At 61.6% G+C, this 18,730-nt stretch carries 23 protein-coding genes; 9 read left to right on the forward strand and 14 right to left on the reverse strand.

The window, feature by feature from the left end; translation table 11 throughout:
• Nucleotides 1-64: 64 nt before the first annotated feature.
• Nucleotides 65-664 (forward strand): TetR family transcriptional regulator, encoded by a 600-nt coding sequence (locus ABI796_RS16370; RefSeq protein ID WP_141280901.1) that lies wholly within the window; start codon nt 65-67, stop codon nt 662-664.
• On the opposite strand, the gene ABI796_RS16375 is transcribed toward ABI796_RS16370, so the two are convergent.
• Both ABI796_RS16375 and ABI796_RS16380 read right to left on the reverse strand, forming a co-directional pair.
• Complete coding sequence (locus ABI796_RS16375) at nt 661-1,440, reverse strand: alpha/beta fold hydrolase (protein ID WP_141280899.1); 780 nt, start codon at nt 1,438-1,440, stop codon at nt 661-663. The genes ABI796_RS16370 and ABI796_RS16375 overlap by 4 nt on opposite strands.
• Before the next feature lie 66 nt (nt 1,441-1,506).
• Nucleotides 1,507-1,698, reverse strand: coding sequence for a helix-turn-helix transcriptional regulator (locus ABI796_RS16380; RefSeq protein WP_141280897.1), 192 nt, complete (start codon nt 1,696-1,698; stop codon nt 1,507-1,509).
• A gap of 165 nt (nt 1,699-1,863) precedes the next feature.
• Here ABI796_RS16380 and ABI796_RS16385 point away from each other — a divergent pair, with 165 nt between their 5' ends.
• The 3 genes from ABI796_RS16385 (at nt 1,864) to ABI796_RS16395 (ending at nt 3,812) form a co-directional block, all read left to right on the forward strand.
• Nucleotides 1,864-2,583, forward strand: a complete 720-nt coding sequence (locus ABI796_RS16385; RefSeq protein ID WP_141280895.1) for a helix-turn-helix domain-containing protein — start codon at nt 1,864-1,866, stop codon at nt 2,581-2,583.
• Between the two features lie 82 nt (nt 2,584-2,665).
• Nucleotides 2,666-3,199 carry a glyoxalase/bleomycin resistance/extradiol dioxygenase family protein gene (locus tag ABI796_RS16390; protein WP_141280893.1) on the forward strand — a complete coding sequence of 178 codons (534 nt, stop codon included), beginning with the start codon at nt 2,666-2,668 and terminating at the stop codon, nt 3,197-3,199.
• Nucleotides 3,200-3,239: 40 nt separating this feature from the next.
• Entirely contained in the window at nt 3,240-3,812 is a 573-nt protein-coding gene (locus tag ABI796_RS16395; protein ID WP_141280891.1) for an MOSC domain-containing protein, read from the forward strand.
• 18 nt (nt 3,813-3,830) lie between these two features.
• Here the strand turns inward: ABI796_RS16395 and ABI796_RS16400 are convergent, their stop codons facing one another.
• From ABI796_RS16400 to ABI796_RS16410, 3 genes are all read right to left on the reverse strand, one after another.
• Complete coding sequence (locus ABI796_RS16400) at nt 3,831-5,252, reverse strand: CCA tRNA nucleotidyltransferase (RefSeq protein ID WP_141280888.1); 1,422 nt, start codon at nt 5,250-5,252, stop codon at nt 3,831-3,833.
• 65 nt (nt 5,253-5,317) lie between these two features.
• Nucleotides 5,318-7,285, reverse strand: a complete 1,968-nt coding sequence (locus ABI796_RS16405; protein ID WP_141280886.1) for an ABC transporter ATP-binding protein — start codon at nt 7,283-7,285, stop codon at nt 5,318-5,320.
• On the reverse strand, nt 7,282-9,012 hold the full coding sequence (locus ABI796_RS16410) for an ABC transporter ATP-binding protein (RefSeq protein WP_141280884.1): 1,731 nt from the start codon (nt 9,010-9,012) through the stop codon (nt 7,282-7,284). The genes ABI796_RS16405 and ABI796_RS16410 overlap by 4 nt, the downstream gene beginning before the upstream one ends.
• A gap of 160 nt (nt 9,013-9,172) precedes the next feature.
• On the opposite strand from ABI796_RS16410, the gene ABI796_RS16415 reads away from it, so the two are divergent.
• Entirely contained in the window at nt 9,173-10,171 is a 999-nt protein-coding gene (locus tag ABI796_RS16415; RefSeq protein ID WP_141280882.1) for an aldo/keto reductase, read from the forward strand.
• 2 nt (nt 10,172-10,173) lie between these two features.
• Here ABI796_RS16415 and ABI796_RS16420 read toward each other — a convergent pair whose 3' ends face one another.
• On the reverse strand, nt 10,174-10,842 hold the full coding sequence (locus tag ABI796_RS16420; protein WP_141280880.1) for an FMN-dependent NADH-azoreductase: 669 nt from the start codon (nt 10,840-10,842) through the stop codon (nt 10,174-10,176).
• A 124-nt stretch (nt 10,843-10,966) separates the two neighbouring features.
• Between ABI796_RS16420 and ABI796_RS16425 the strand changes: the two genes are divergently transcribed.
• Nucleotides 10,967-11,383 carry a helix-turn-helix domain-containing protein gene (locus tag ABI796_RS16425; RefSeq protein WP_141280878.1) on the forward strand — a complete coding sequence of 139 codons (417 nt, stop codon included), beginning with the start codon at nt 10,967-10,969 and terminating at the stop codon, nt 11,381-11,383.
• A 43-nt stretch (nt 11,384-11,426) separates the two neighbouring features.
• A complete protein-coding gene (locus ABI796_RS16430; protein WP_141280876.1) occupies nt 11,427-12,263 on the forward strand; it encodes an alpha/beta fold hydrolase in 837 nt (278 codons plus the stop codon).
• Between the two features lie 70 nt (nt 12,264-12,333).
• On the opposite strand, the gene ABI796_RS16435 is transcribed toward ABI796_RS16430, so the two are convergent.
• The 6 genes from ABI796_RS16435 to ABI796_RS16460 form a co-directional block, all read right to left on the reverse strand.
• Complete coding sequence (locus ABI796_RS16435) at nt 12,334-13,875, reverse strand: CYTH and CHAD domain-containing protein (protein ID WP_141280874.1); 1,542 nt, start codon at nt 13,873-13,875, stop codon at nt 12,334-12,336.
• A 132-nt stretch (nt 13,876-14,007) separates the two neighbouring features.
• Nucleotides 14,008-14,628 (reverse strand): SRPBCC family protein, encoded by a 621-nt coding sequence (locus tag ABI796_RS16440; RefSeq protein WP_141280872.1) that lies wholly within the window; start codon nt 14,626-14,628, stop codon nt 14,008-14,010.
• Between the two features lie 112 nt (nt 14,629-14,740).
• The gene (locus ABI796_RS16445) at nt 14,741-15,094 is read right to left on the reverse strand and encodes a hypothetical protein (RefSeq protein ID WP_170224845.1); all 354 of its coding nucleotides are present in this window, start codon (nt 15,092-15,094) and stop codon (nt 14,741-14,743) included.
• 266 nt (nt 15,095-15,360) lie between these two features.
• Nucleotides 15,361-15,564, reverse strand: coding sequence for a hypothetical protein (locus ABI796_RS16450; protein WP_141280870.1), 204 nt, complete (start codon nt 15,562-15,564; stop codon nt 15,361-15,363).
• Nucleotides 15,565-15,682: 118 nt separating this feature from the next.
• Nucleotides 15,683-15,946 (reverse strand): hypothetical protein, encoded by a 264-nt coding sequence (locus ABI796_RS16455; protein WP_141280868.1) that lies wholly within the window; start codon nt 15,944-15,946, stop codon nt 15,683-15,685.
• Entirely contained in the window at nt 15,943-16,101 is a 159-nt protein-coding gene (locus tag ABI796_RS16460; protein WP_018778776.1) for a hypothetical protein, read from the reverse strand. The genes ABI796_RS16455 and ABI796_RS16460 overlap by 4 nt, the downstream gene beginning before the upstream one ends.
• A gap of 389 nt (nt 16,102-16,490) precedes the next feature.
• On the opposite strand from ABI796_RS16460, the gene ABI796_RS16465 reads away from it, so the two are divergent.
• A complete protein-coding gene (locus ABI796_RS16465) occupies nt 16,491-17,081 on the forward strand; it encodes an AAA family ATPase (protein ID WP_141280866.1) in 591 nt (196 codons plus the stop codon).
• 137 nt (nt 17,082-17,218) lie between these two features.
• Here the strand turns inward: ABI796_RS16465 and ABI796_RS16470 are convergent, their stop codons facing one another.
• Nucleotides 17,219-17,455: a hypothetical protein gene (locus ABI796_RS16470; protein WP_170224839.1), complete on the reverse strand. Its 237-nt coding sequence runs from the start codon at nt 17,453-17,455 to the stop codon at nt 17,219-17,221.
• A 1-nt stretch (nt 17,456) separates the two neighbouring features.
• Between ABI796_RS16470 and ABI796_RS16475 the strand changes: the two genes are divergently transcribed.
• On the forward strand, nt 17,457-17,831 hold the full coding sequence (locus tag ABI796_RS16475) for a hypothetical protein (protein ID WP_246095644.1): 375 nt from the start codon (nt 17,457-17,459) through the stop codon (nt 17,829-17,831).
• 63 nt (nt 17,832-17,894) lie between these two features.
• Here the strand turns inward: ABI796_RS16475 and ABI796_RS16480 are convergent, their stop codons facing one another.
• Nucleotides 17,895-18,629 (reverse strand): NUDIX domain-containing protein, encoded by a 735-nt coding sequence (locus ABI796_RS16480; protein ID WP_141280864.1) that lies wholly within the window; start codon nt 18,627-18,629, stop codon nt 17,895-17,897.
• Between the last annotated feature and the right edge of the window lie 101 nt (nt 18,630-18,730).

The raw sequence follows: 18,730 nt of genomic DNA on the forward strand, positions 1-18,730 counted from the left end.
TCTCGAGATGATTCCACCACTTTATGACACACTGTGTCATTATGGAAGAGGGAATACTGAAGGGATGACTTTGGAAGATGCCAAACCCCAACGGGGCAGCGGTCGGCCAGCCACCATCGACCCCGATGCCGTGGCCGGCCTGGCCCTGGACTTGTTCGCTGAGCATGGGTACGAGAACACCTCCATGGAGGACATAGCCCGAGCCGCCGGAATAGGGCGCAAGAGCCTCTACCGCTACTTCACCAGCAAGGCCGACCTCGTATGGGGTGGTACCGAACCCGTAGTTGAGGCCTCGACGCGGGCCTTTGACTCCTTCCACGGCCAGGGACGACCCGACGACGGCGTGCTGGCCGGGCTGCGCGAGGCAACCATTGCCGGGGTCGCCGTCATTCCGGACTTGGCGGTCACACGAGGTCGCCTTCGACTGATCGCCGAGCACGCCGAACTGACAAGCCGAAGTTATGAGTCTTTGGCGCCGCAGCGTGAAAAGGCTTTGGCCTTTCTCGTCGAGAGCGGCCTCACCGACGCCGCGGCGCGCTTCTTGAGCGCCGCATATCTTGCGGTGACTTTTGAGGCATGGCTGCAGTGGGCTGCCGGTTCGGAGCCGGACCCGGTACCTTACTTGATGGCCGCACTCGAGGTGTTGAACGTCGCCACTGGTTAGCCGCTCTTTCTGGCAATGAACTGCCGGATCCACTCAACCGTCTCAGGATGGTCCAGGTGCAGGCCGTGACCCGCTCCGGGCACACGCACCAGTACCGAGCCACGGATATGCTCCCGCAGAAGGAGCGCATTGGGCAAGGGCGTCAACGGATCTTCAGTACCGTGGAGGATCAGCGTCGGGGCTTGGATTTCGCTGAGCCGACTCCAAGCATCGTGCTCGCGGCTGGCCCTGAAGTGCCGCGCCTTGGCCCACGCCGATGCCCGGGAGTTGAAGAAGGTGTGTGTGGCTTGAGGATTGGCGTGGACCCACTCGGCAGCGAAGAATAGCGGTTCAAGCCGGGACATATCTCCGCTGGTCAATGCGTCCAACGCGGCTGGATTCGGCTGGGTTCCGGGCTCGGGCCACTTCCCCCCGCTCGTTGCGGCGAGGGTCAGGGTGCGGACTTTTTGCGGGTAGTCGATGGCCAGCCACTGGCCGATCCGCCCTCCCATGGAGTGCCCGTACACGTGTGCTAAATCCGCTCCGGCGGCGTCGAGAACGGTCACAGCATCCTCCGCGAGGAGCCTCGTGGTGTAACGCCCCGCTTCGCCCTTCCCACTCCGCCCAATCCCCCGGTGATCGAAGCGGATGACGCGGTAATAGCGGGACAGGAGTGCCGCCGTCGGGCCCCAACCGTCCATGGACGTGGCCTGTCCTGCAATGAGCAGCATTGGCTCGCCCTCGCCTTCTGAGGTCCAGGCGAGTTCAGTGCCGTCGGCGGCCTCAGCAAAGTTCACCGTGCCACAGTATCCGGGCAGCGCTCAAAGCGCTGCGGCGCAGGACACAACGCCTCAATCAGCGGCTCAATCAGCGATAAAGATGTCCTCGATGCTGCAGTCAAAGGTCCTGGCAATCTGGAACGCCAACGGAAGAGATGCATCAAACTTCTCCCTCTCGATGGAGATCACAGTCTGCCGGGAAACTCCGAGCACCGCAGCCAGATCCGCTTGTGTCCAGTGCCGTTCGGCGCGACGCTCCGCGAGGTTGTTCTTCATTTCAGCGGAAGCTTCACTTCAGCGCACGGTGGCGGATGGCCACGTATCGCAGGCCGGCATCAACCGCGCTCAAGGCAACAAGACCTAGAAGGACCGGAAGCGCATCGATCTCGAAGCGGCCGATTACTCATTTCTGAAGTAAAGCACCCTTTACATTGCAGGGCAATGGTCTTCCATCGCGTGAACCAGTTCGCCGGGCACACTAAGCTGGCGATGATGTATGAGCAGAAGCCCAGCTCGTCGCCGGCCATCAACTCCGTGTGGCGGGCCTTCGTTGAAGAACCAGATATCTATACGGACCCGGCCAACGAGTTCTGGGGCCTGGCCTTCACGCGTCACAGTGACGCAACGCTCCGAGCGGAGCTGATCGGCCCGTCATTGCAGCCGCGGGTTCTCGAGAGCATCCAAGGCGACAACTACTGGGGCGTTGAATTCCGGTCCCATGTGGTCATCGATGGCGCGTCGAAGCAAAGCATCCTCGGGGAAACCGTGGAGCTAGCGGTGGACGGAGACTTCTTCGAATTCCTCGGACGGCAGTACAGCATCCCGGAGTACGAAGGCCTGGAGGCTTTCGTTGGGCGCCTGCTCGACGACGGCGCAATCGTCAGTCGCGACGACGTCGGCAGGTCCCTGGCTGGCGACATCGGCGGATACTCGCCGCGCAGTTGGCAACGCCATATCCGTTGGGTCACCGGCCTGAGCCGTAAACAGATCGAACAGCTGGAACGCGCACGCGCCGCCTTCTTTCTGCTTCAGAGCGGGTACTCCGCGAGCTCAGCCGCCGCGGCTGCGGGATACGCGGACCAAGCCCATATGTCCCGCTCTTTGCGTCTGCTCCGATCTGAAACTCCAGCACAGATCATTGCCCGCCACGTCGCGGATTGAGATGGCGTTTTTCTTCAAGCCAACCAGCACAATACGTGGCTGACTTGTAGGTACCACTCACCAACGTCAAAGGGTCACCACTATGAGCATTCCCAAAGCCCCGGAGGGGTACAACACGGTCAACTCCTTCATCATCACTGAGGACGCGCCCGGGATGATCTCTTTCCTCACCACAGTCTTCAGGGCACAAGCGATACCCGAGGCCCACACCCTTGACGACGACGGTCTGATCCTCCATTCCGAACTCAAAGTAGGCGACTCAACGGTGATGGTGGCTGAGAGGAAACCGGACTGGCCGTTCACCCCCAGCCTTTTGCAGGTCTATGTGGATGATCTTGACGCGACACTGGCAAGTGCCATTGGTCTTGGAGCGACCGTGGTGACTGCTCCCACCGAATTCTTCGGCGATCGCCTTTCGCGCGTCGTGGACCCCTGGAGCAATTTGTGGTGGATCTACCAACACAGCGGGGAAGCGCCTGAATGGGTTGACAGTGCCACTGACTGGGGCGACGTGAGCCTTGACAATGAAGACGCCTCCTGGGCCGCAGAAGCCAGCCCGGAACTCGTGTACATCCACGACACCTTGCTCACCACAATGAAGGGCCTGGGGCGCTGATGGCGGTGCGCTCCCAGCCAGCTGGCGCTAGCGTTGGGGGATGACCGCTGACTACAGATACGACGTCGAGGTACTGCACCTTTTGGTATCGCCGTCCCACGCCTACTTTGGCCGCGCCCGTGAGGGTGCCGCGGACGTACCGACTACTGACGCGGATCAGGCAGAACTGGTCGCAGGCAAAGGGATTGTCGGTGACAGGTTCTTCGGCAAAGCCGCCCACATGGATGCCGCAGTGACCTTATTTGCGATGGAAGCCCTCGAATCCATCGCGGCTGAGCTGGGGGCTGGGCCCTTCGATCCTCTGTTGACGCGGCGGAACGTTGTCCTTCGCGGAGTGGAGCTGGCTCCCTTGCTGGGGCACGAGTTCACTCTTGAATCCAGCGGAGATGAGGTGCGTTTGAAGGCGGGGCGCCCGGCCCACCCCTGCGCCTGGATGGACGAAATGCTCGCCCCGGGCGCCCATAAAGCGATGCGAGGGCGTGGCGGCGTCCGATGCCAAGTGGTTGCTGGCGGGATCCTTCACCGCGGTCCGGCCGTCTTGGTCAGCCCTGTGCAGCTCGAGCCGGAAAAGGCCGGGGAGGCCAACGTGCTGCGGCCGTCGCGGTTGCCGTGACCTTGACGCTTACTTTGCTTACTTCCGTGCCTGGAACTCGTCCAGCCTTCGTACCGCCTCGGCCACAACGGTGTCTCGGTTTGCATGAAGCCAGGCCGCCGCACCATCCTCGTCGCTGAACAGACCGTCATCCTGGGCATCCCGGCTCTGCTCAATCACGAACTGCCACAGCCGTCCACGCGGGATGTCGGCGTCAGCCAGGGCGGCACCTTTCAGCAAGGTGGTGCCCACCATCCGCTCTTTGCCGAGCATCTCGGCCTTCGAGAGCCAGGTCGGCAAGTGATTGACGCCCTGCCGGGCCCCTGCCCCGCGTCCTTCTTTGTCCGCTTCCACCAGCCGAGCCCAGTCCTCCAGTGATGGTCCGCCGTTGGCGTGATCCAAGCGTCGAATCAGCCTGCGGACCGCCGAATCACTAATGGTTCCGTGGTGGCCTTCCGGGGTGTGGCACATGTGCTCCCGGATGAGTGGCAGGATCTTGTCTTCGTATCGTCCGGGCGCTCCAATCCTGTGCAGGAAACTCCGCGCCGGCTCAACACCAGTGACGTTGTGCCCGTTGGAGCTGATCCTGTCCTTGGCATCGATAATGGTGGATAGTGCTTTGCCGAGGTCGTGGGTGACGGCGGCCAGTACCAAGGTAGCTGTTCCGTGGGCATCCAGTTGCTCGCGCCTAGCGATGCGGGCTGCTTGGTCTCCGGCCAATCCGAGGTGGGTGTGCACGTCGCCCTCGGGGTGCCATTCTGGATCCTGTGGCACTCCGCGGGTGGCGGCCAGCTCGGGGAAATGTTCCTCCCAACCGGAAATGTGCAGGGTCTCCAGTGCCTTGGAGATGTAGGTGCCCTTGGAGGCCAGCTTGTAAAACTCACCCCAGATCCTCGCTTTGGGCAGGTCGGCAAAAACGGGCGCAAGGCTCCTGCACAACTGCGCAGTTTCCGGGACTAGTTCAAACCCAAAGCGACCGCTTAACTGCATGGCCCGCAGCACTCTGAGCGGGTCGTCTCCAAACGCCGTGCTGGTGTGGCGTAGCTGGCCCGCGGCCAGGTCACGTTGTCCCCCAAAGGGGTCCACAACGTCCCCGCTCCTGTCATCCCAGCCCATGGCATTGATGGTGAAGTCCCGGCGGGCAAAGGCCTCAGTCTCGGACTCTTGGCGAGGTAGTGACACGTCGAAGACTTGGCCACCCACCGTGGCGGAGACGATCCCGAAGTGCTGCCCCACTTCCATGACGTGACCAGGCAGTGCTGCCGTCACCTGAGCGGCGGTCAACCCATAGACCTCAATGTCGATGTCCTTCGAGTCCACCTCCACGCCGCGGGCGCGGGAGAGCAACGCGTCCCGGACGGACCCTCCAACGATGAGTGGACGGCCACCCGCAGTCCGCAGGCTTTCAAGTACTCGCCGGGCTTCGGGAGTGAGGTGGATGAGATCGTGAATGGTTGTGATGGTCTTTACGTCCTAACAACTCACAGTGTCGAAGGATGGGCCTGAGGCCAAGGCATCTCACAAATCTAGACCTCAGAGACGGGCGCCGCGAACTGTGCCTCGTACAACCGGGCGTACGCCCCACCCTCAGCAAGCAGCTCCGAGTGTGTCCCCTGTTCTACGATCTGGCCGGCTTCCATCACCAGGATGAGATTGGCGTCCCGGATGGTGGTCAGCCGGTGGGCGATCACAAAGCTCGTCCGGTCAGAGCGCAGGGCGTTCATGGCTTTCTGCACCAGGACCTCGGTCCGGGTATCCACTGAGCTCGTTGCTTCATCAAGGATCAGCACCGATGGGCGTGACAGGAACGCCCTGGCGATGGTGAGCAGTTGCTTCTCGCCCGCAGAAACGTTGCCGCCTTCATCGTCCAGCAGGGTGTCGTAGCCCTCGGGCAGCGACTTCACGAACCGGTCCACATACGTTGCCTGGGCAGCCTCCATAATTTCGGCTTCTGAGGCAGTTGGCCGACCATACGCAATGTTGTCTCGAATCGTCCCTCCGAACAGCCAGGTGTCCTGAAGGACCATGCCCATCCGCGAGCGCAGCTCCTGCCGCGAGAGCGAGGCAATGTCCACGCCGTCCAGGGTGATGCGTCCGGAGTCCAGCTCGTAGAAGCGCATCATGAGGTTCACCAGGGTGGTTTTGCCTGCACCGGTTGGCCCCACAATGGCGATGCTTTGGCCCGGTTCGGCAACCAGGTTCAGGTCCGTGATCAGGGGCTTGTCCGGCGAGTACCGGAAGGACACGTTCTCAAACACGAGCCGTCCGCGGGAGGGACCGGCCCCGGAGACAGCGGGCTCAGCGGATTCTTCTTCCTCATCCAGCAAGGCAAAAACGCGTTCAGAAGAGGCTACGCCGGATTGCAGCATGTTGGCCATCGATCCGAGTTGGGCCAGTGGCATGGTGAACTGCCGGGAGTACTGGATGAAAGCCTGGACGTCGCCCAATTGCATGGAACCGGCGGCCACCTGCAGGCCACCCACCACGGCGATCCCCACATATACGAGGTTTCCTATGAACGTCATGGCCGGCATGATCAGGCCACTCACGAACTGCGCGCCGAAGCTCGCCTGATACAGCTCACCGTTTTTCGCCCGGAATTTTTCCTGGACCTCGTTCTGCCGTCCGAACACCTTCACCAGCGCATGGCCCGTGTAGGTTTCTTCGATCTGGCCGTTGAGTTCGCCGGTGTTCTTCCACTGCGCCACGAACAGTTTTTGTGAACGCTTGGCGATCAGCAGCGTGGTTCCCAGCGTCAAAGGTATGGTCACCAACGCAATGAGGGCCAACAGCGGTGAGAGCAGGAACATCATCACCAGCACACCCAGCACGGTCAGCAGGGATGACACCACCTGGCTGATGGATTGCTGCAGGCTTTGGGAGATGTTGTCCACATCATTGGTCACCCGGCTCAGCAGTTCGCCGCGCTGAATGGTGTCGAAGTAGCGCAAGGGCAGCCGGTGGATTTTCGCTTCGATCCGCTCGCGGAGGCGGTACACGGTCCTCTGCACGACGCCGCTGAGTACGTACGCTTGCATCCAACCGAACGCTGAAGCCAGGACGTACAGCGCCAGCGCCCACAGCAGCACGGAGGCTAGCGCTGTGAAGTCGATTCCGACGCCGGGCGTGAGGGTCATGGCGCTCAGCATGTCCGCTTTGCTGTCATCGCCGGAGGCACGCAAACCGGCTATGACCTCCGCTTTAGAGACGCCTGCTGGCAGCTCTTTGGATACGACGCCGGCGAAGATCAGGTTGGTGCCTTCGCCCAGCAGCCTTGGCCCGATCACGGACAACGCAACGCTCACCACGGCGAAGGCCAGGACAAGGACCAGCCACATGCGTTCGGGCCGCAGTGTTCCCAGCAAACGCCGGGCCGAGGCCGAGAAGTTGGAAGCTTTCTCGGCAGGTATGTTCATACCGGCAAACGGCCCACCCCGTCCCGGGCCCATTGCCGGCCGCTGCGGCCCACGTGGACCAGCTGACACGGCGCTCATGCTGCCTCGGCCTCGAGCTGGGAGGACACGATTTCCCTATACGTTTCGGACGTTTCCAACAGCTCCCGGTGCGTTCCGCGCCCAACTATCCTGCCGTCGTCGAGCACTAGTATTTGGTCCGCGTCCATGATGCTGGAGACGCGCTGGGCAATGATCACCAGTGTGGCTCCGTTGGTGTGGCGTTTGAGGGCCTGCCGGAGCCTGGCGTCCGTGGCGGTGTCCAGGGCGGAGAAGGAGTCATCAAAGATGTAGAGTTCCGGCTGCTTGACCAGCGCCCGTGCAATTGCGAGCCGTTGCCGCTGGCCACCGGAGACGTTGGTCCCGCCCTGCGAAATCACAGCGTCCAGGCCACCCTCCATTTCCTCTACGAACTCGCGGGCCTGAGCTACTGAGAGCGCCTGCCACAGCTCGTCCTCAGTGGCGTCGGGCTTGCCGTATTGAAGGTTGCTGCGCACCGTCCCGGAGAACAGGTAGGGCCGCTGCGGCACCAACCCAATGTGGCCCCACAGCAGGTCCGGGTGCAGTTCGCGGACGTCCACGCCGTCCATGAGCACGGAGCCGGACGTGGCGTCGAACAAGCGCGGCATGAGGTTCACCAAGGTGGTTTTGCCCGCGCCGGTGCTGCCGATAATCGCGGTGGTCTCCCCTGCCCGGGCGGTGAAAGAAAGCCCGCTCAGCACCGGCTGCTCGGCACCCGGGTAGGCGAATCCGACGTCGCGCATTTCCAGTTCGCCGCGGCGGATACCGCCGGTGACAGGGTTCGACGGCGGCTGCACGCTTGAGTTGGTGTCCAGCACCTCGCCGATCCGGTCGGCAGAAACGGACGCGCGAGGAATCATCACCGCCATGAACGTTGCCATCATGACCGACATAAGAATCTGCATGAGGTAGCTCAGGAACGCGATCAGCGTGCCCACCTGCATGGAGCCGTCCTCAATCCTGAAGGACCCAAACCAGATCACCGCCACGGAGGAAACGTTCATCACCAACATGACCGCTGGGAACATGAGTGCCATCAGACGGCCTGCCCGAAGCGCAACGTCCGTGACGTCGTCGTTCGCTTTGCCGAACCGGGCGCTCTCCATGTCCTCGCGGACGAACGCCCGGACAACACGGATGCCGGTAAGTTGCTCTCGTAGAACGCGGTTCACTGCATCGATCCGGACCTGCATCTTGCGGAACAGCGGCACCATCCGCGTCACAATCAGCCCAACGGCCACCAGCAGCGCTGGCACGCTCACCGCGATCAACCACGACAATTGCACGTCCTGCCGCACGGCCATGATTACCCCGCCGATACTCAGCATGGGGGCTGCGACCATGAGCGTGCAGGACATGAGAACCAGTTGTTGCACCTGCTGAACGTCATTGGTAGACCGCGTGATCAGGGAAGGCGCCCCAAATTTGGTGACCTCCTGCTCCGAGAACTCCCCTACCCTGCTGAAAATGGCGTCCCGAAGGTCACGGCCCATCCCCATGGCGGCCTTCGCGCCGAAGTACACGGCCACCACCGCACAGGCGATCTGCAGCAAGGTGATGAGCAGCATGAGCCCGCCCATGCGCAGGATGTAGTCCGTGTCCCCGGTGGCCACGCCGTTGTCAATGATGTCCGCATTCAGCGTGGGCAGGTAAAGGGATGCGATGGACTGCGCCAACTGGAAGACGACGACGGCCAGCAGCAACCGCTGATGCGGCCGCAGAAAACGAACCAGAACCTTCCACAGCATGCGAACTCCGAGCCTGGACGTGGTGAACCGAAGGCCAGTTTACGTCTGGTTGCTGTGGGCAACTAGAGAATGTGAGGGGTAATGTCAGGGACTCCCTGAGCCTGCCGCGGCCCCATAACGTCGAAGTAACCAACCGGCCTGGAAACAGAGGAGAGCAACCATGGAAAAGCGCACACTTGGCACCGGAGGCCTGGAGGTATCGGCCATAGGCATGGGATGCATGAGCATGACCGGTGGGTACAGCGAACGGCCGGACCGCGCGGAGATGATCTCGCTCATCCGTACGGGAGTGGACCGTGGTGTGACGTTCTTTGACACCGCCGAGATCTACGGACCTTACGCCAATGAGGAACTTGTTGGCGAAGCATTGGCACCGTTCAAGGACGAGGTGGTCATCGCCACCAAGTTCGGCTGGGACATCGACCCCGCTGAGCGGAAGCCAAGCGGCAAGGTCACCAGCAGGCCCGAGGTCATCAAAGAAGTAGTTGAGGGATCCCTGCGGCGGCTCGGCGTGGACGCGCTGGACCTCTACTACCAGCATCGCGTCGATCCCGAGGTGCCAATCGAGGACGTGGCAGGTGCCGTCAAGGAATTGGTAGATGCCGGAAAGGTAAAGCACTTCGGTATGTCGGAGGCAGCCGCAGGGACCATCCGGAGGGCTCATGCAGTCCTCCCCGTGGCTGCGGTTCAGAGCGAGTACTCGTTGTGGTGGCGCCGCCCCGAGGAAGAAGTCCTGGACGTATGCGAAGAACTTGGAATCGGCTTCGTTCCCTTCAGCCCACTGGGCAAAGGCTTCCTTACCGGCACTATCAACGCTTCAACCAGCTTCGAGTCAGGCAACGACATCCGCAGCACCATCCCCCGGTTCACGCCCGAGGCGATGCAGAACAACCAGGCTGTGGTGGACCTCCTCGCCGGAATCGCTGAACAAAAAGGCGCGACGCCGGGCCAGATCGCCTTGGCATGGTTGCTGGCCCAGAAGCCCTGGATCGTGCCGATTCCCGGCACACGGAAACTGCACCGCCTCGAAGAAAACCTGGCCGCGGCCGACGTCGAACTTTCACCTGCTGAACTGGACGAGATCGAGGCGGCCGCCGCGAAAATTACGGTGGAGGGCGGCCGCTACAACGAGGCCGGCGAGCGGATGACCAACCTGTAGGGTCAGTCCCTTACCAACTCCAGTGCTTCGAGCTTTCCGGCAAACAGAAGCGCGGCGTCGCTGAGATCCGCTTCAGCGAGCCGCCTTGTGCCCTCGACGTCCGCGTTGAGCACGGTTGGGGCGAAGCGGATGTGCGTGGCGTCGCTGATCCCTACAAAGTTCAACCAGTCGGCGAAGAAGGTGCTGCTGAAATCGGAACCGAACGCTGCAGGAACTCCGTGAGCATAAACTCCGCTGGTGTGGATGGCTACCGCGTGCTTGCCCTGCATAAGTCCGGTGTAGCCCTGCTCCGGGTGGAATCCGAAGCTCCAGCCCGGCTGGGTGATGATGTCGATCCACTGCTTCAGCACGTAGGGCACGCCTGCGTTCCACATGGGAATGTTGAAAACGTAGGCGTCCGCGGCCGCAAACTGGTCGAACACAGCTCGAGCAGACTCCCAGGCTGCCATCTGTTCGGGCGATTGGTCCCGGCCGGTGAAGACCGCCATTTTCGCGGCCGCTGCGGTCCGGCCGAAAGCCGGCAACGCGCCGTCGTCGAACAGGTTCACAGTCTCCACCTCGAACGTCTCAGGGACGGCAGCTTGAACTGAGTCAAGGAAGTGGTGGGCGAGCCGCAGGGAATCGCTGTGCGCGTAGCGGGGCGAGGCATTGATGTGGAGGATGGAGGGCATGCTTTCCTTTCGATCCGGGGGACGCTTTGCCCCCCGGATCGATCCTCGCCCGGGTATGTAACCCAGCGTAAGAACGCACTTTATTGTGCCCAAGGCACCCCCGGGTGCCTGCGATGATGAGGGCATGACACTCACAGCTGACCAAAGCCGCGAGCGGGAACAGCACCGGTACAACGCCTCCCTGGAGTTCTGCCCTGCACGCCAACTGATGGAAGCCATCAGCAGTAAATGGGTGACGCTGGTGATGCTCGCCTTGGAGGAAGGGCCGCAACGGCACAGTGAACTGCGACGCCGAATTCCCGGCGCCAGCCAGAAAATGCTGACCTCAACACTCCGCACCCTGGAGCGTGACGGCCTCATCACCCGTGAGGTCACTGCATCCGTTCCGGTGCGGACTGACTATGAGCTCACGCACCGCGGACAATCTTTGCTGCCGGTGATTTTCCGCCTCAAGGAGTGGGCGGAGGACAACATGGATGCTGTGGCTGCCTCCCGCCAACACCATGACAGAGTCCGTGCCGGCGTCGCAGCAGGCCAGTAGGCTGGAAACGTTCGTGTTGAACCGCATCGAAGGGACTTGAGTTTTGGCTTACATCACCGTCGGAAACGAAAACAGCACTGAGATTGAGCTTTACTACGAGGACCATGGGACCGGCCAGGCAGTGGTCCTGATTCACGGCTACCCGTTGGACGGTTCTTCCTGGGAGAAGCAGACAGCCGCGTTGCTGGACGCCGGTTACCGCGTCATCACGTACGATCGCCGCGGTTTCGGCAAGTCCAGCCAGCCCACCGAGGGCTACGACTACGACACCTTCGCCGCAGACCTGAAGACCGTGCTGGACACGCTGGACCTGAACGATGCCGTCCTGGTGGGCTTCTCCATGGGCACCGGCGAAGTTGCGAGGTACATCAGCACGTACGGTTCGGCCCGTGTTGCCAAGGCTGTGTTCCTCGGTTCGTTGGAGCCGTTCCTGCTGAAGACCGATGACAACCCTGACGGCGTCCCGCAGGACGTCTTCGATGGCCTCGCCGAGGCCGTGAAGGCAGACCGCTACGCCTTCTTCACCGACTTCTTCAAGAACTTCTACAACACTGACACTTTCCTGGGCACCGACCGGCTCAGCCAGGATTCGGTGGATGCCAGCTGGAATCTTGCCAGCAAGTCCGGCGCGTTCGCCTCAGTTGCCGCCCAGCCCACCTGGCTGACGGACTTCCGTGCGGACATCCCCAAGATTGACGTCCCGGCTTTGATTGTTCACGGCACGGCTGACAACATTCTCCCGATCGACGTCACAGGGCGGCGGTTCAAGGACGCCCTGCCCAGCGCCGAGTACCTGGAAATCGAGGGCGCACCGCACGGTCTGCTCTGGACGCACGGCGCAGAGATCAACGAGGCATTGCTGGCGTTCCTCAAAAAGTAAGTCCCGGGAGTTTTTGTACAGCAGATGACCTTTAGAAGGCGTTTTAAGGGCATTTGCTGTACACAAACTCCTACTTCTTGAGGCGCAGCTTCCGCGCTTTCGTGCCCTTCTGCAGGTACTCCTGCTGCGTGGCTTCGGCAGCGGTGCGTTCCATCGCATGGAGCACTCCATACGTGAACGCACCGTTGCTGATCCCTGGCGCGGAACCCAGCTTCAGCAGTTCTTCACGCGCCATGACGCTGTCCTGATGGTCGCCGAGGATGGATTGGACGTTGTGCGCAGCGTTCCCCAGCTTCACAGCACGCTTACCGTGGATGCCTTCCACGGCTGCGGCGGCAAAGCGCAATTTCTTGGCTGCCTTCCGGACTTCGTGGAACGCTTTGTCGCGTTGAGGCCCGACGGCGGCACTCACCGCTTCGTCATGCCGTTTGCGGAGCCTTTTGCCCGCCTTGTTGACGAGCTTCGCGGTGGTCTTCAATGCCGGCGCCGAACCCTTTGCTGCCAGCGGCGGATGCTCAAGGAAGGCTTCCAGGTTGTCCAGCAAAGTGAAGTAGCGGGGGCTGTTCAAGCGGTTCCTCACCGCTGACATTGCCGTACCGGCCCTTACGCTCATGCGTTCTTCCAGCTCGTCCACCAGCTGACCCAGAACCAGCTTCCCGGGCAATTCATCCAGGCTGCCCTTCAACCGTTCGTGGAGCACCTCCACATCCCGGTACCGGCCCAGGGTTTTGGCAAGCGATTTCAATTCTCGTTCCAGGTCCTTCACGGCATCCGGTTCGAAAAGCGCACTGTACCCATGGAGCACGGCCCGGATCCTACGGATTTGGGACCTCATCTGATGGACCGAATCCTCGCGGTCAAGCCGGACGTGGGAGTCTTGGAGGAGCATCTCGGCCACTTGCTCGTCCAGATAATTGAGCACGGGAACCACCGCCGGGCCCTTGCCGCTGGGCTCCTCACGAACAGTACGTTTCGGAGCCGGCCAGGCCTCGCCCAATGCGGTAGCCAGCTTGGAGGTCCGCTCGCTCGGCTTCGCTCCAGCCTCTGAGAGCTGCCTCGTTATGGACCCCAGCAACGCATTCTCCGCCTCATCCGCGTCATCGGAGTCTGCCAACTCAACTTCCCATTCCCGCCATTGAAGCTCCCGAGGCTCCCGAGGCTCCCCAAGCATGGATTTGGCGCTGACGTGGTCATCCACGAAATCGGCCACGCGGTGACCATCGGTGCCGTACAGGGGGTAGCTGGTCCGTTCCGTGTTCAGTGTGGCGATGGCGCCCACTGCATGGCCACGGGTATAGGCGATTACGCGGTCCATGAGTTCAACGGGGACTGCATCGGCAGTACCCAAGGGTGCCTGGATCTCTGTCCTTCTTCCCGCACTGTGTGGAAGCTTCAGATGCCAGCCGGCGTCCGGACCACCGGTGCGGCGCCGCAACGTGATCCCGCGGGCGGCGAGGGCAAGGTGCCGCGTATCAAAGTAGATGGCTTCCAAGCTGTGGCTGGCCGGTTCTCCCACTTTTCCGATGCTCTCCAACTGGTCCAGAGGCGGCAGTGGGGTGGACGCGTCGGCGTCGAATTTCTGTTCAACTTCCACAGTGCCGGAGGTCGCCATGGCCGCAGGACTCCTATCCTCGGGGGTGCCGCGAGGGCCGGCCCGTTATAGTGGCCGGCCCTCGTTGGAGCTATTTCATTGCATCCATCTCCAGTGTGGGTCAGTTCAGTGCCCCACACCAGAGATCCCCCGCTAGAGGCCTGGTGCGCGTGGCTGCGGCGGTTCGGCCGGCCCTTCATTAGCGGCCGGCGCATTGGCACCGGGGGCATTTGCGGCGGGCGCCGAAAGGTCCGGATCAACAGGTGGGAACTCGGCCGTTGTTACTCCACTGCCAAAGGTCTCACCCGTGTCATCAACGTCTCCGCCGGACACCGTGCCGCGCCAGGCACCGGTTTCATGACCCTGGGCTTCGATGAATTTCTTGAACTTGTCCAGATCTGCACCAACTCGCAGGCTGTCCGCACCAAGGGCTGAACCTGCCTTTTCAGCAAGGCCCTCGGGCTCCCACACGATCTCAACGTTCACCCGCGTCCGGTCAGCGCCCAAGGGCTCGAAGCTCACCGTGCCGCCGTTTCGTGGGCCATCAACGCTGGCCCAGCTGATCAAGGAGTCCGGCACCTGCTCAACGATTTGCGCGTTGTACTCGCGCTTCACTCCGCCCACATTGGTGGAAAAGTGAAGGCCCGTCTCGTCAATTTGTTCTACGGCCTCCACTCCGTTCATGAACTGAGGGAAGGTCTCAAACTGTGTCCACTGGTTGTAGGCGACAGATACAGGGACATCTACTTCAACTGATTTATTGACCGTAGCCATAGGTTGCTCCTTCGATCGAGTCTCGGGTGCTCATGCTGTACTGCTGGGGCGCGCCAGCCGGCTGGCTGCTTAACCAGTGGCGCGCCTGTCTTAAGCGCGCCAGCCGAAGCTCTTAGCCGGCGTCGAAACTTTCTTCGTCATCGTCATTGGGAGCCTCTTCCTGCGGAAGATCGTTGCCGCTGCCGTCCGGCAGGCTGTCGTCATTGCCGTCGGGCAACGAGGACTGCTCGGCGTGGGCCTGCTCCTCGGTTCCGCCGAATCGGCCGGCACCGGGCTCGCCTGCGCTGTCTGAATCCTCCGGATCCAGGTGGCTGAGGTTTGGCGCTCCAGTGCCCTCGCCGAGGGAGGCTTCCTCGATGTCTTCTTCTACGCGGGGCTGCGCCTGGCCTCCGCCGGCTTCCTGCTCGGCGGTAGGAGTGCCGTAGCCTCCCACTTCCTCTTCCGGTGTGGCATTCTGCTTGTCCATGTGAACTGTCCTTTCCCTGAGCGGTGGAACGTGTTAATGGAACACTTCGAACCTATAAGGCCCCTTGGTGGCATGTCCATGCCTTTGACGATAATAGTCAGCAAACTTAGTAAAAGGCTATTCGAGGGCGTAGGGTGCTCCCCTGGGTCATCCCGCAGAGCATCGCCACGGGACGTCAAGTGACATGCGCAGCGGCGCGTGACTGGGCCGCCGTCATACTTCCCGCCAGGTCCACCGCAGGACTGCGGACAGACGGCAGGGGTTACTTACGAGGGTTGTGGAATCTCACAGCCACCTTGCGGATCCAAGCCCGTGTAATTGAGCGGGCCGGCAACAATATTCAACGCAATGGTGGCGATCTGCGAACACTGCGCGGGGGGAGATGTGAAATATCCCCGCTGACCGGCAGCAACGGCACCGATAATGAGCCACACCACCACGAACAACCCGATGATTGATCCAATTCGCATTCATTTCCCAATCGCTAAAGACAACCCAGCAATTAGCGGACAAACCGTGAAACCTGGCCTGCCACAAGAGCGCGGCCGCGTACTGGATTTCTCCTGTTCGCGGCCGCGCTGGTGCCCATCAATCCGTGGGATTGGTTTCGGTAGTCAGACCACGCGTATCCGCGGTCTTCTCGTCCTTTTCTTCTGCCGGTCCGGGCGGACTGGCCGATTCGCTGGGACCGGCATCGACGGCGTCGTCCGGACTTTCCGACGAAGCATCACCTACCGGCACCTGGCTACTTGACTCGGGCATTCCAGGGTCCCTGGGAATAGGGTGACCGGGAGTGGTGGTCCCATCGCGAACCTGGGCAAAACCGGCAACTTCGCTTGGGTCTGTCGTCATACGCGCGACCGGCCTCGGCCCACTACCCAGCCAATGAGGGCCAGCACCAGCAGGATGATTCCAACCCACAGCAGGAAGCTGAGAGCTTGATTGAATCCGCCCACCAAGAGCAAGATGATCGCAATTACACCGGCGATTATTAAGAGTGTATTCATTGAGCTACGCATCCCTTTCAATAACGGTTGTCTATTCAGGAAGGCGTCCGCTGGTACTTCATTTCTGAAGCGCCACCCATGCCAACGGGCACCGATCAGGGAATTTCTCCCCTATATCGCTTACGTACCCCCACGGAATTACTTCAAACGAACACTGGGTCCGCGAAGGGCACGTACATAGCATCATGATAGGCGTGCATTACGTCGTAGCGAAGTAGTTGGACAGGAAACTTGGAAGCCCTTTGAGGTGGACACCCTCAAGGTTCCACTCCTTTCCGGCCCCGATACCCGGCCACCCCCAGGTTGTGATCTACACCTCAACCGGCACAAGTGACGCCCTTCCTGCGTTGTACATGGAACGAGTTGTACAGATGACGAAGGGAGGGCACGTGCTTATTGTTCTGACGGGAATTGACGGATCAGGAAAAACGACGGCGGCCCGCGCCTTGGTCGATTCGGCTCGCGCTGAAGGACGAAGCGCACTGCTGCTGAGCAATCATGCTGCCCGCCGGAGGATGTCCATCCTTTCGGCACGATACGGGTGGACGCTGCCACCACGGGTTACTGACACTATTGAAACAGCCGTCCGGCTGTTCAACGTGCTGCTCAACCATGCACGGGCCCGGCAATTCCACGGCCTGGTAGTGATGGACCGTCACCTCCACTGCCAACTGGCCTTGCGCCGGACCGCCGGACTGGGACGCGGACGGCTGCTTCCGTGGCTGCTGAAGAAGCTCCCTGCAGCTGACCTGCACGTGCACTTCGACACCGACCCTGCCGTTGCTCATGCGCGGGTCATGGCGCGCGGTACAGATCAGGAGACAGTGGCCGATTTGCGGGCATTCCGGGACGCGTACCGTTCGCTGCCCGAATACAAAGACCTTGTTGAAGTGGACGCCAACGGCGAGCCCAGCGACGTCCTGGCCCAGCTGAACCGTGCGATCGCCGCCAGCGAAGAGGCAGCAGTCCCCCGCCCCTAGACCTGGCTTGACTTGTTCCCTGTCGCTTGCCGGGTATGCTCCCCCCATGCCAACTACGGCGTTCTTGGGGGAAGTTTATGAGTACCAAAACCAGACGCAGTCTGCTGATCTTCGTGTTCGGATTCAGGACGTACGCTTCATTGATGCGCCCAGTGGGTGCTGTTTATGCCCTGTTGATCGGCCTCGCTGTGGTTGCGGCTGTTCTGCATGTCGACAGGCTCGTGCAGTCGAAACGTGTGCAAAGGAGTTCTTTGCGCGAAATGCACGGTCTTGGGCGACGCTAAGGTTTCAAGACTGATTTCAGTAGTTAGGATCAGCCGCGGCTCGCAGCAGGTCATCGCAAGCGTCATGGGACTGGCTTGCGTCTTCGTCATCGTGACCGCCATTCCCAGCGGTGTGCTGCTGGTCAGCGCAGGGCTGGTTGCGGCCATTGCCCTCCTGACAGTCTCAGTACTTCACATCACGGTGACCGTTGAAGCCACAGAGCAGAACCTAACGGTCAGATGCCGTCCGTTCTACTCCAAGACGATCCCGCTGGAGGACATCCTTGATGCCTCCCCTGCGCCATCCAGTTCCATGATCGAAGGTTTCGGCGTCCGGTACTTGGGCCAGCGAACGTGGGGGCTGCTGGTCGGCGGTCCGGCCATCGCCCTGGAGACCCCCAGCCGCACCTGGCTGATCTCCACGCCAGACCCTGAGTCCACAGCCGCTTCCATCATGACCCAGGCCGGCAAACTGAGGGACAGCTAACGTCCCCGTTGGCTGTCCCTCAGTTGGAGCGCTTGCTATCCCCTGGTTGGGTGCGCATGTACGTTACTCCCGCGGTCGCATCAGCGGCGGGTTCAGGACCGCGCGCGTGGGCTGGCCCGGCGTCGGACGCGCCTCGGGGGCGAGCCGGAAAAGCGCAGCCGGCCTCCCGGCGTCGCCCGTTGTCATCCGTCCGACTTCTTCCAGGAAGCCGGGCGTCCCAGTAGCTTTTCTGTGGAAGTTCCGCGGATCCAGGCGCGTACCCCACACGGCTTCGTAAACGGTGCGGAGTTGGGCAATGGTGAACTCTTCCCCGCAGAACGCGGCGCCCAAGGGTGAGTACTCGAGCTTGGATTTGGCCCGTTCCAGGGCGTCGTCGAGGATGCGCGCATGGTCGAAGGCGAGCTCAAGCGTCCCGTCGAGGACTTCCCGCACCGGGTACCAGGCAGCCTGTTCGGCGTCGCTGCCGGCCGCCAACACTGGAAAGTCCGGCGCGAGCAGCAGGTGCGCCACAGTGAGGACGTCGCCGCGGGGATCGCGCCCCTTCGGGCCGTAACTCCCCAACTGCTCAAGGTGCCCGGGCAGATGTTCGACACCGGTTTCCTCCGCGAGTTCCCGGCCCGCCGCCTCGAGGAGGTTCTCCCCCGCGAGGACGAAGCCGCCGGGAAGCGCGAGTTTGCCGCGGAAGGGCTCGATGAGTCGGGTGATGAGCAGGACGTTCAGCTCGCCTTCGCGAACGGTGAGGGCGACGACGTCGACGGTCACCGGGAAGCGCTCGGGCGCCGGATGGGATGCAGGCATGCATCAATCGTAAGTAATTATCGTCATGTTGACAATAATGCTGAGCTGCCCCTACTGTAGAGTTATCGTCAAGTTGACGACAACAAATGAAAGCGAGAACA

This window comes from Paenarthrobacter aurescens (genome assembly GCF_041549525.1).
In the GTDB taxonomy this organism is placed as follows: Bacteria; Actinomycetota; Actinomycetes; order Actinomycetales; family Micrococcaceae; genus Arthrobacter; species Arthrobacter aurescens.

Excerpts from the sequence above, each read along its gene's own strand:
- ABI796_RS16370 (WP_141280901.1), top strand. The coding sequence starts at position 65 with ATGACTTTGGAAGATGCCAAACCCCAACGGGGCAGCGGTCGGCCAGCC.
- ABI796_RS16380 (WP_141280897.1), bottom strand. The coding sequence starts at position 1,698 with ATGAAGAACAACCTCGCGGAGCGTCGCGCCGAACGGCACTGGACACAA.
- ABI796_RS16385 (WP_141280895.1), top strand. The coding sequence starts at position 1,864 with ATGGTCTTCCATCGCGTGAACCAGTTCGCCGGGCACACTAAGCTGGCG.
- ABI796_RS16390 (WP_141280893.1), top strand. The coding sequence starts at position 2,666 with ATGAGCATTCCCAAAGCCCCGGAGGGGTACAACACGGTCAACTCCTTC.
- ABI796_RS16395 (WP_141280891.1), top strand. The coding sequence starts at position 3,240 with ATGACCGCTGACTACAGATACGACGTCGAGGTACTGCACCTTTTGGTA.
- ABI796_RS16405 (WP_141280886.1), bottom strand. The coding sequence starts at position 7,285 with ATGAGCGCCGTGTCAGCTGGTCCACGTGGGCCGCAGCGGCCGGCAATG.
- ABI796_RS16410 (WP_141280884.1), bottom strand. The coding sequence starts at position 9,012 with ATGCTGTGGAAGGTTCTGGTTCGTTTTCTGCGGCCGCATCAGCGGTTG.
- ABI796_RS16415 (WP_141280882.1), top strand. The coding sequence starts at position 9,173 with ATGGAAAAGCGCACACTTGGCACCGGAGGCCTGGAGGTATCGGCCATA.
- ABI796_RS16420 (WP_141280880.1), bottom strand. The coding sequence starts at position 10,842 with ATGCCCTCCATCCTCCACATCAATGCCTCGCCCCGCTACGCGCACAGC.
- ABI796_RS16425 (WP_141280878.1), top strand. The coding sequence starts at position 10,967 with ATGACACTCACAGCTGACCAAAGCCGCGAGCGGGAACAGCACCGGTAC.
- ABI796_RS16435 (WP_141280874.1), bottom strand. The coding sequence starts at position 13,875 with ATGGCGACCTCCGGCACTGTGGAAGTTGAACAGAAATTCGACGCCGAC.
- ABI796_RS16440 (WP_141280872.1), bottom strand. The coding sequence starts at position 14,628 with ATGGCTACGGTCAATAAATCAGTTGAAGTAGATGTCCCTGTATCTGTC.
- ABI796_RS16445 (WP_170224845.1), bottom strand. The coding sequence starts at position 15,094 with ATGGACAAGCAGAATGCCACACCGGAAGAGGAAGTGGGAGGCTACGGC.
- ABI796_RS16450 (WP_141280870.1), bottom strand. The coding sequence starts at position 15,564 with ATGCGAATTGGATCAATCATCGGGTTGTTCGTGGTGGTGTGGCTCATT.
- ABI796_RS16455 (WP_141280868.1), bottom strand. The coding sequence starts at position 15,946 with ATGACGACAGACCCAAGCGAAGTTGCCGGTTTTGCCCAGGTTCGCGAT.
- ABI796_RS16460 (WP_018778776.1), bottom strand. The coding sequence starts at position 16,101 with ATGAATACACTCTTAATAATCGCCGGTGTAATTGCGATCATCTTGCTC.
- ABI796_RS16470 (WP_170224839.1), bottom strand. The coding sequence starts at position 17,455 with ATGACGAAGACGCAAGCCAGTCCCATGACGCTTGCGATGACCTGCTGC.
- ABI796_RS16480 (WP_141280864.1), bottom strand. The coding sequence starts at position 18,629 with ATGCCTGCATCCCATCCGGCGCCCGAGCGCTTCCCGGTGACCGTCGAC.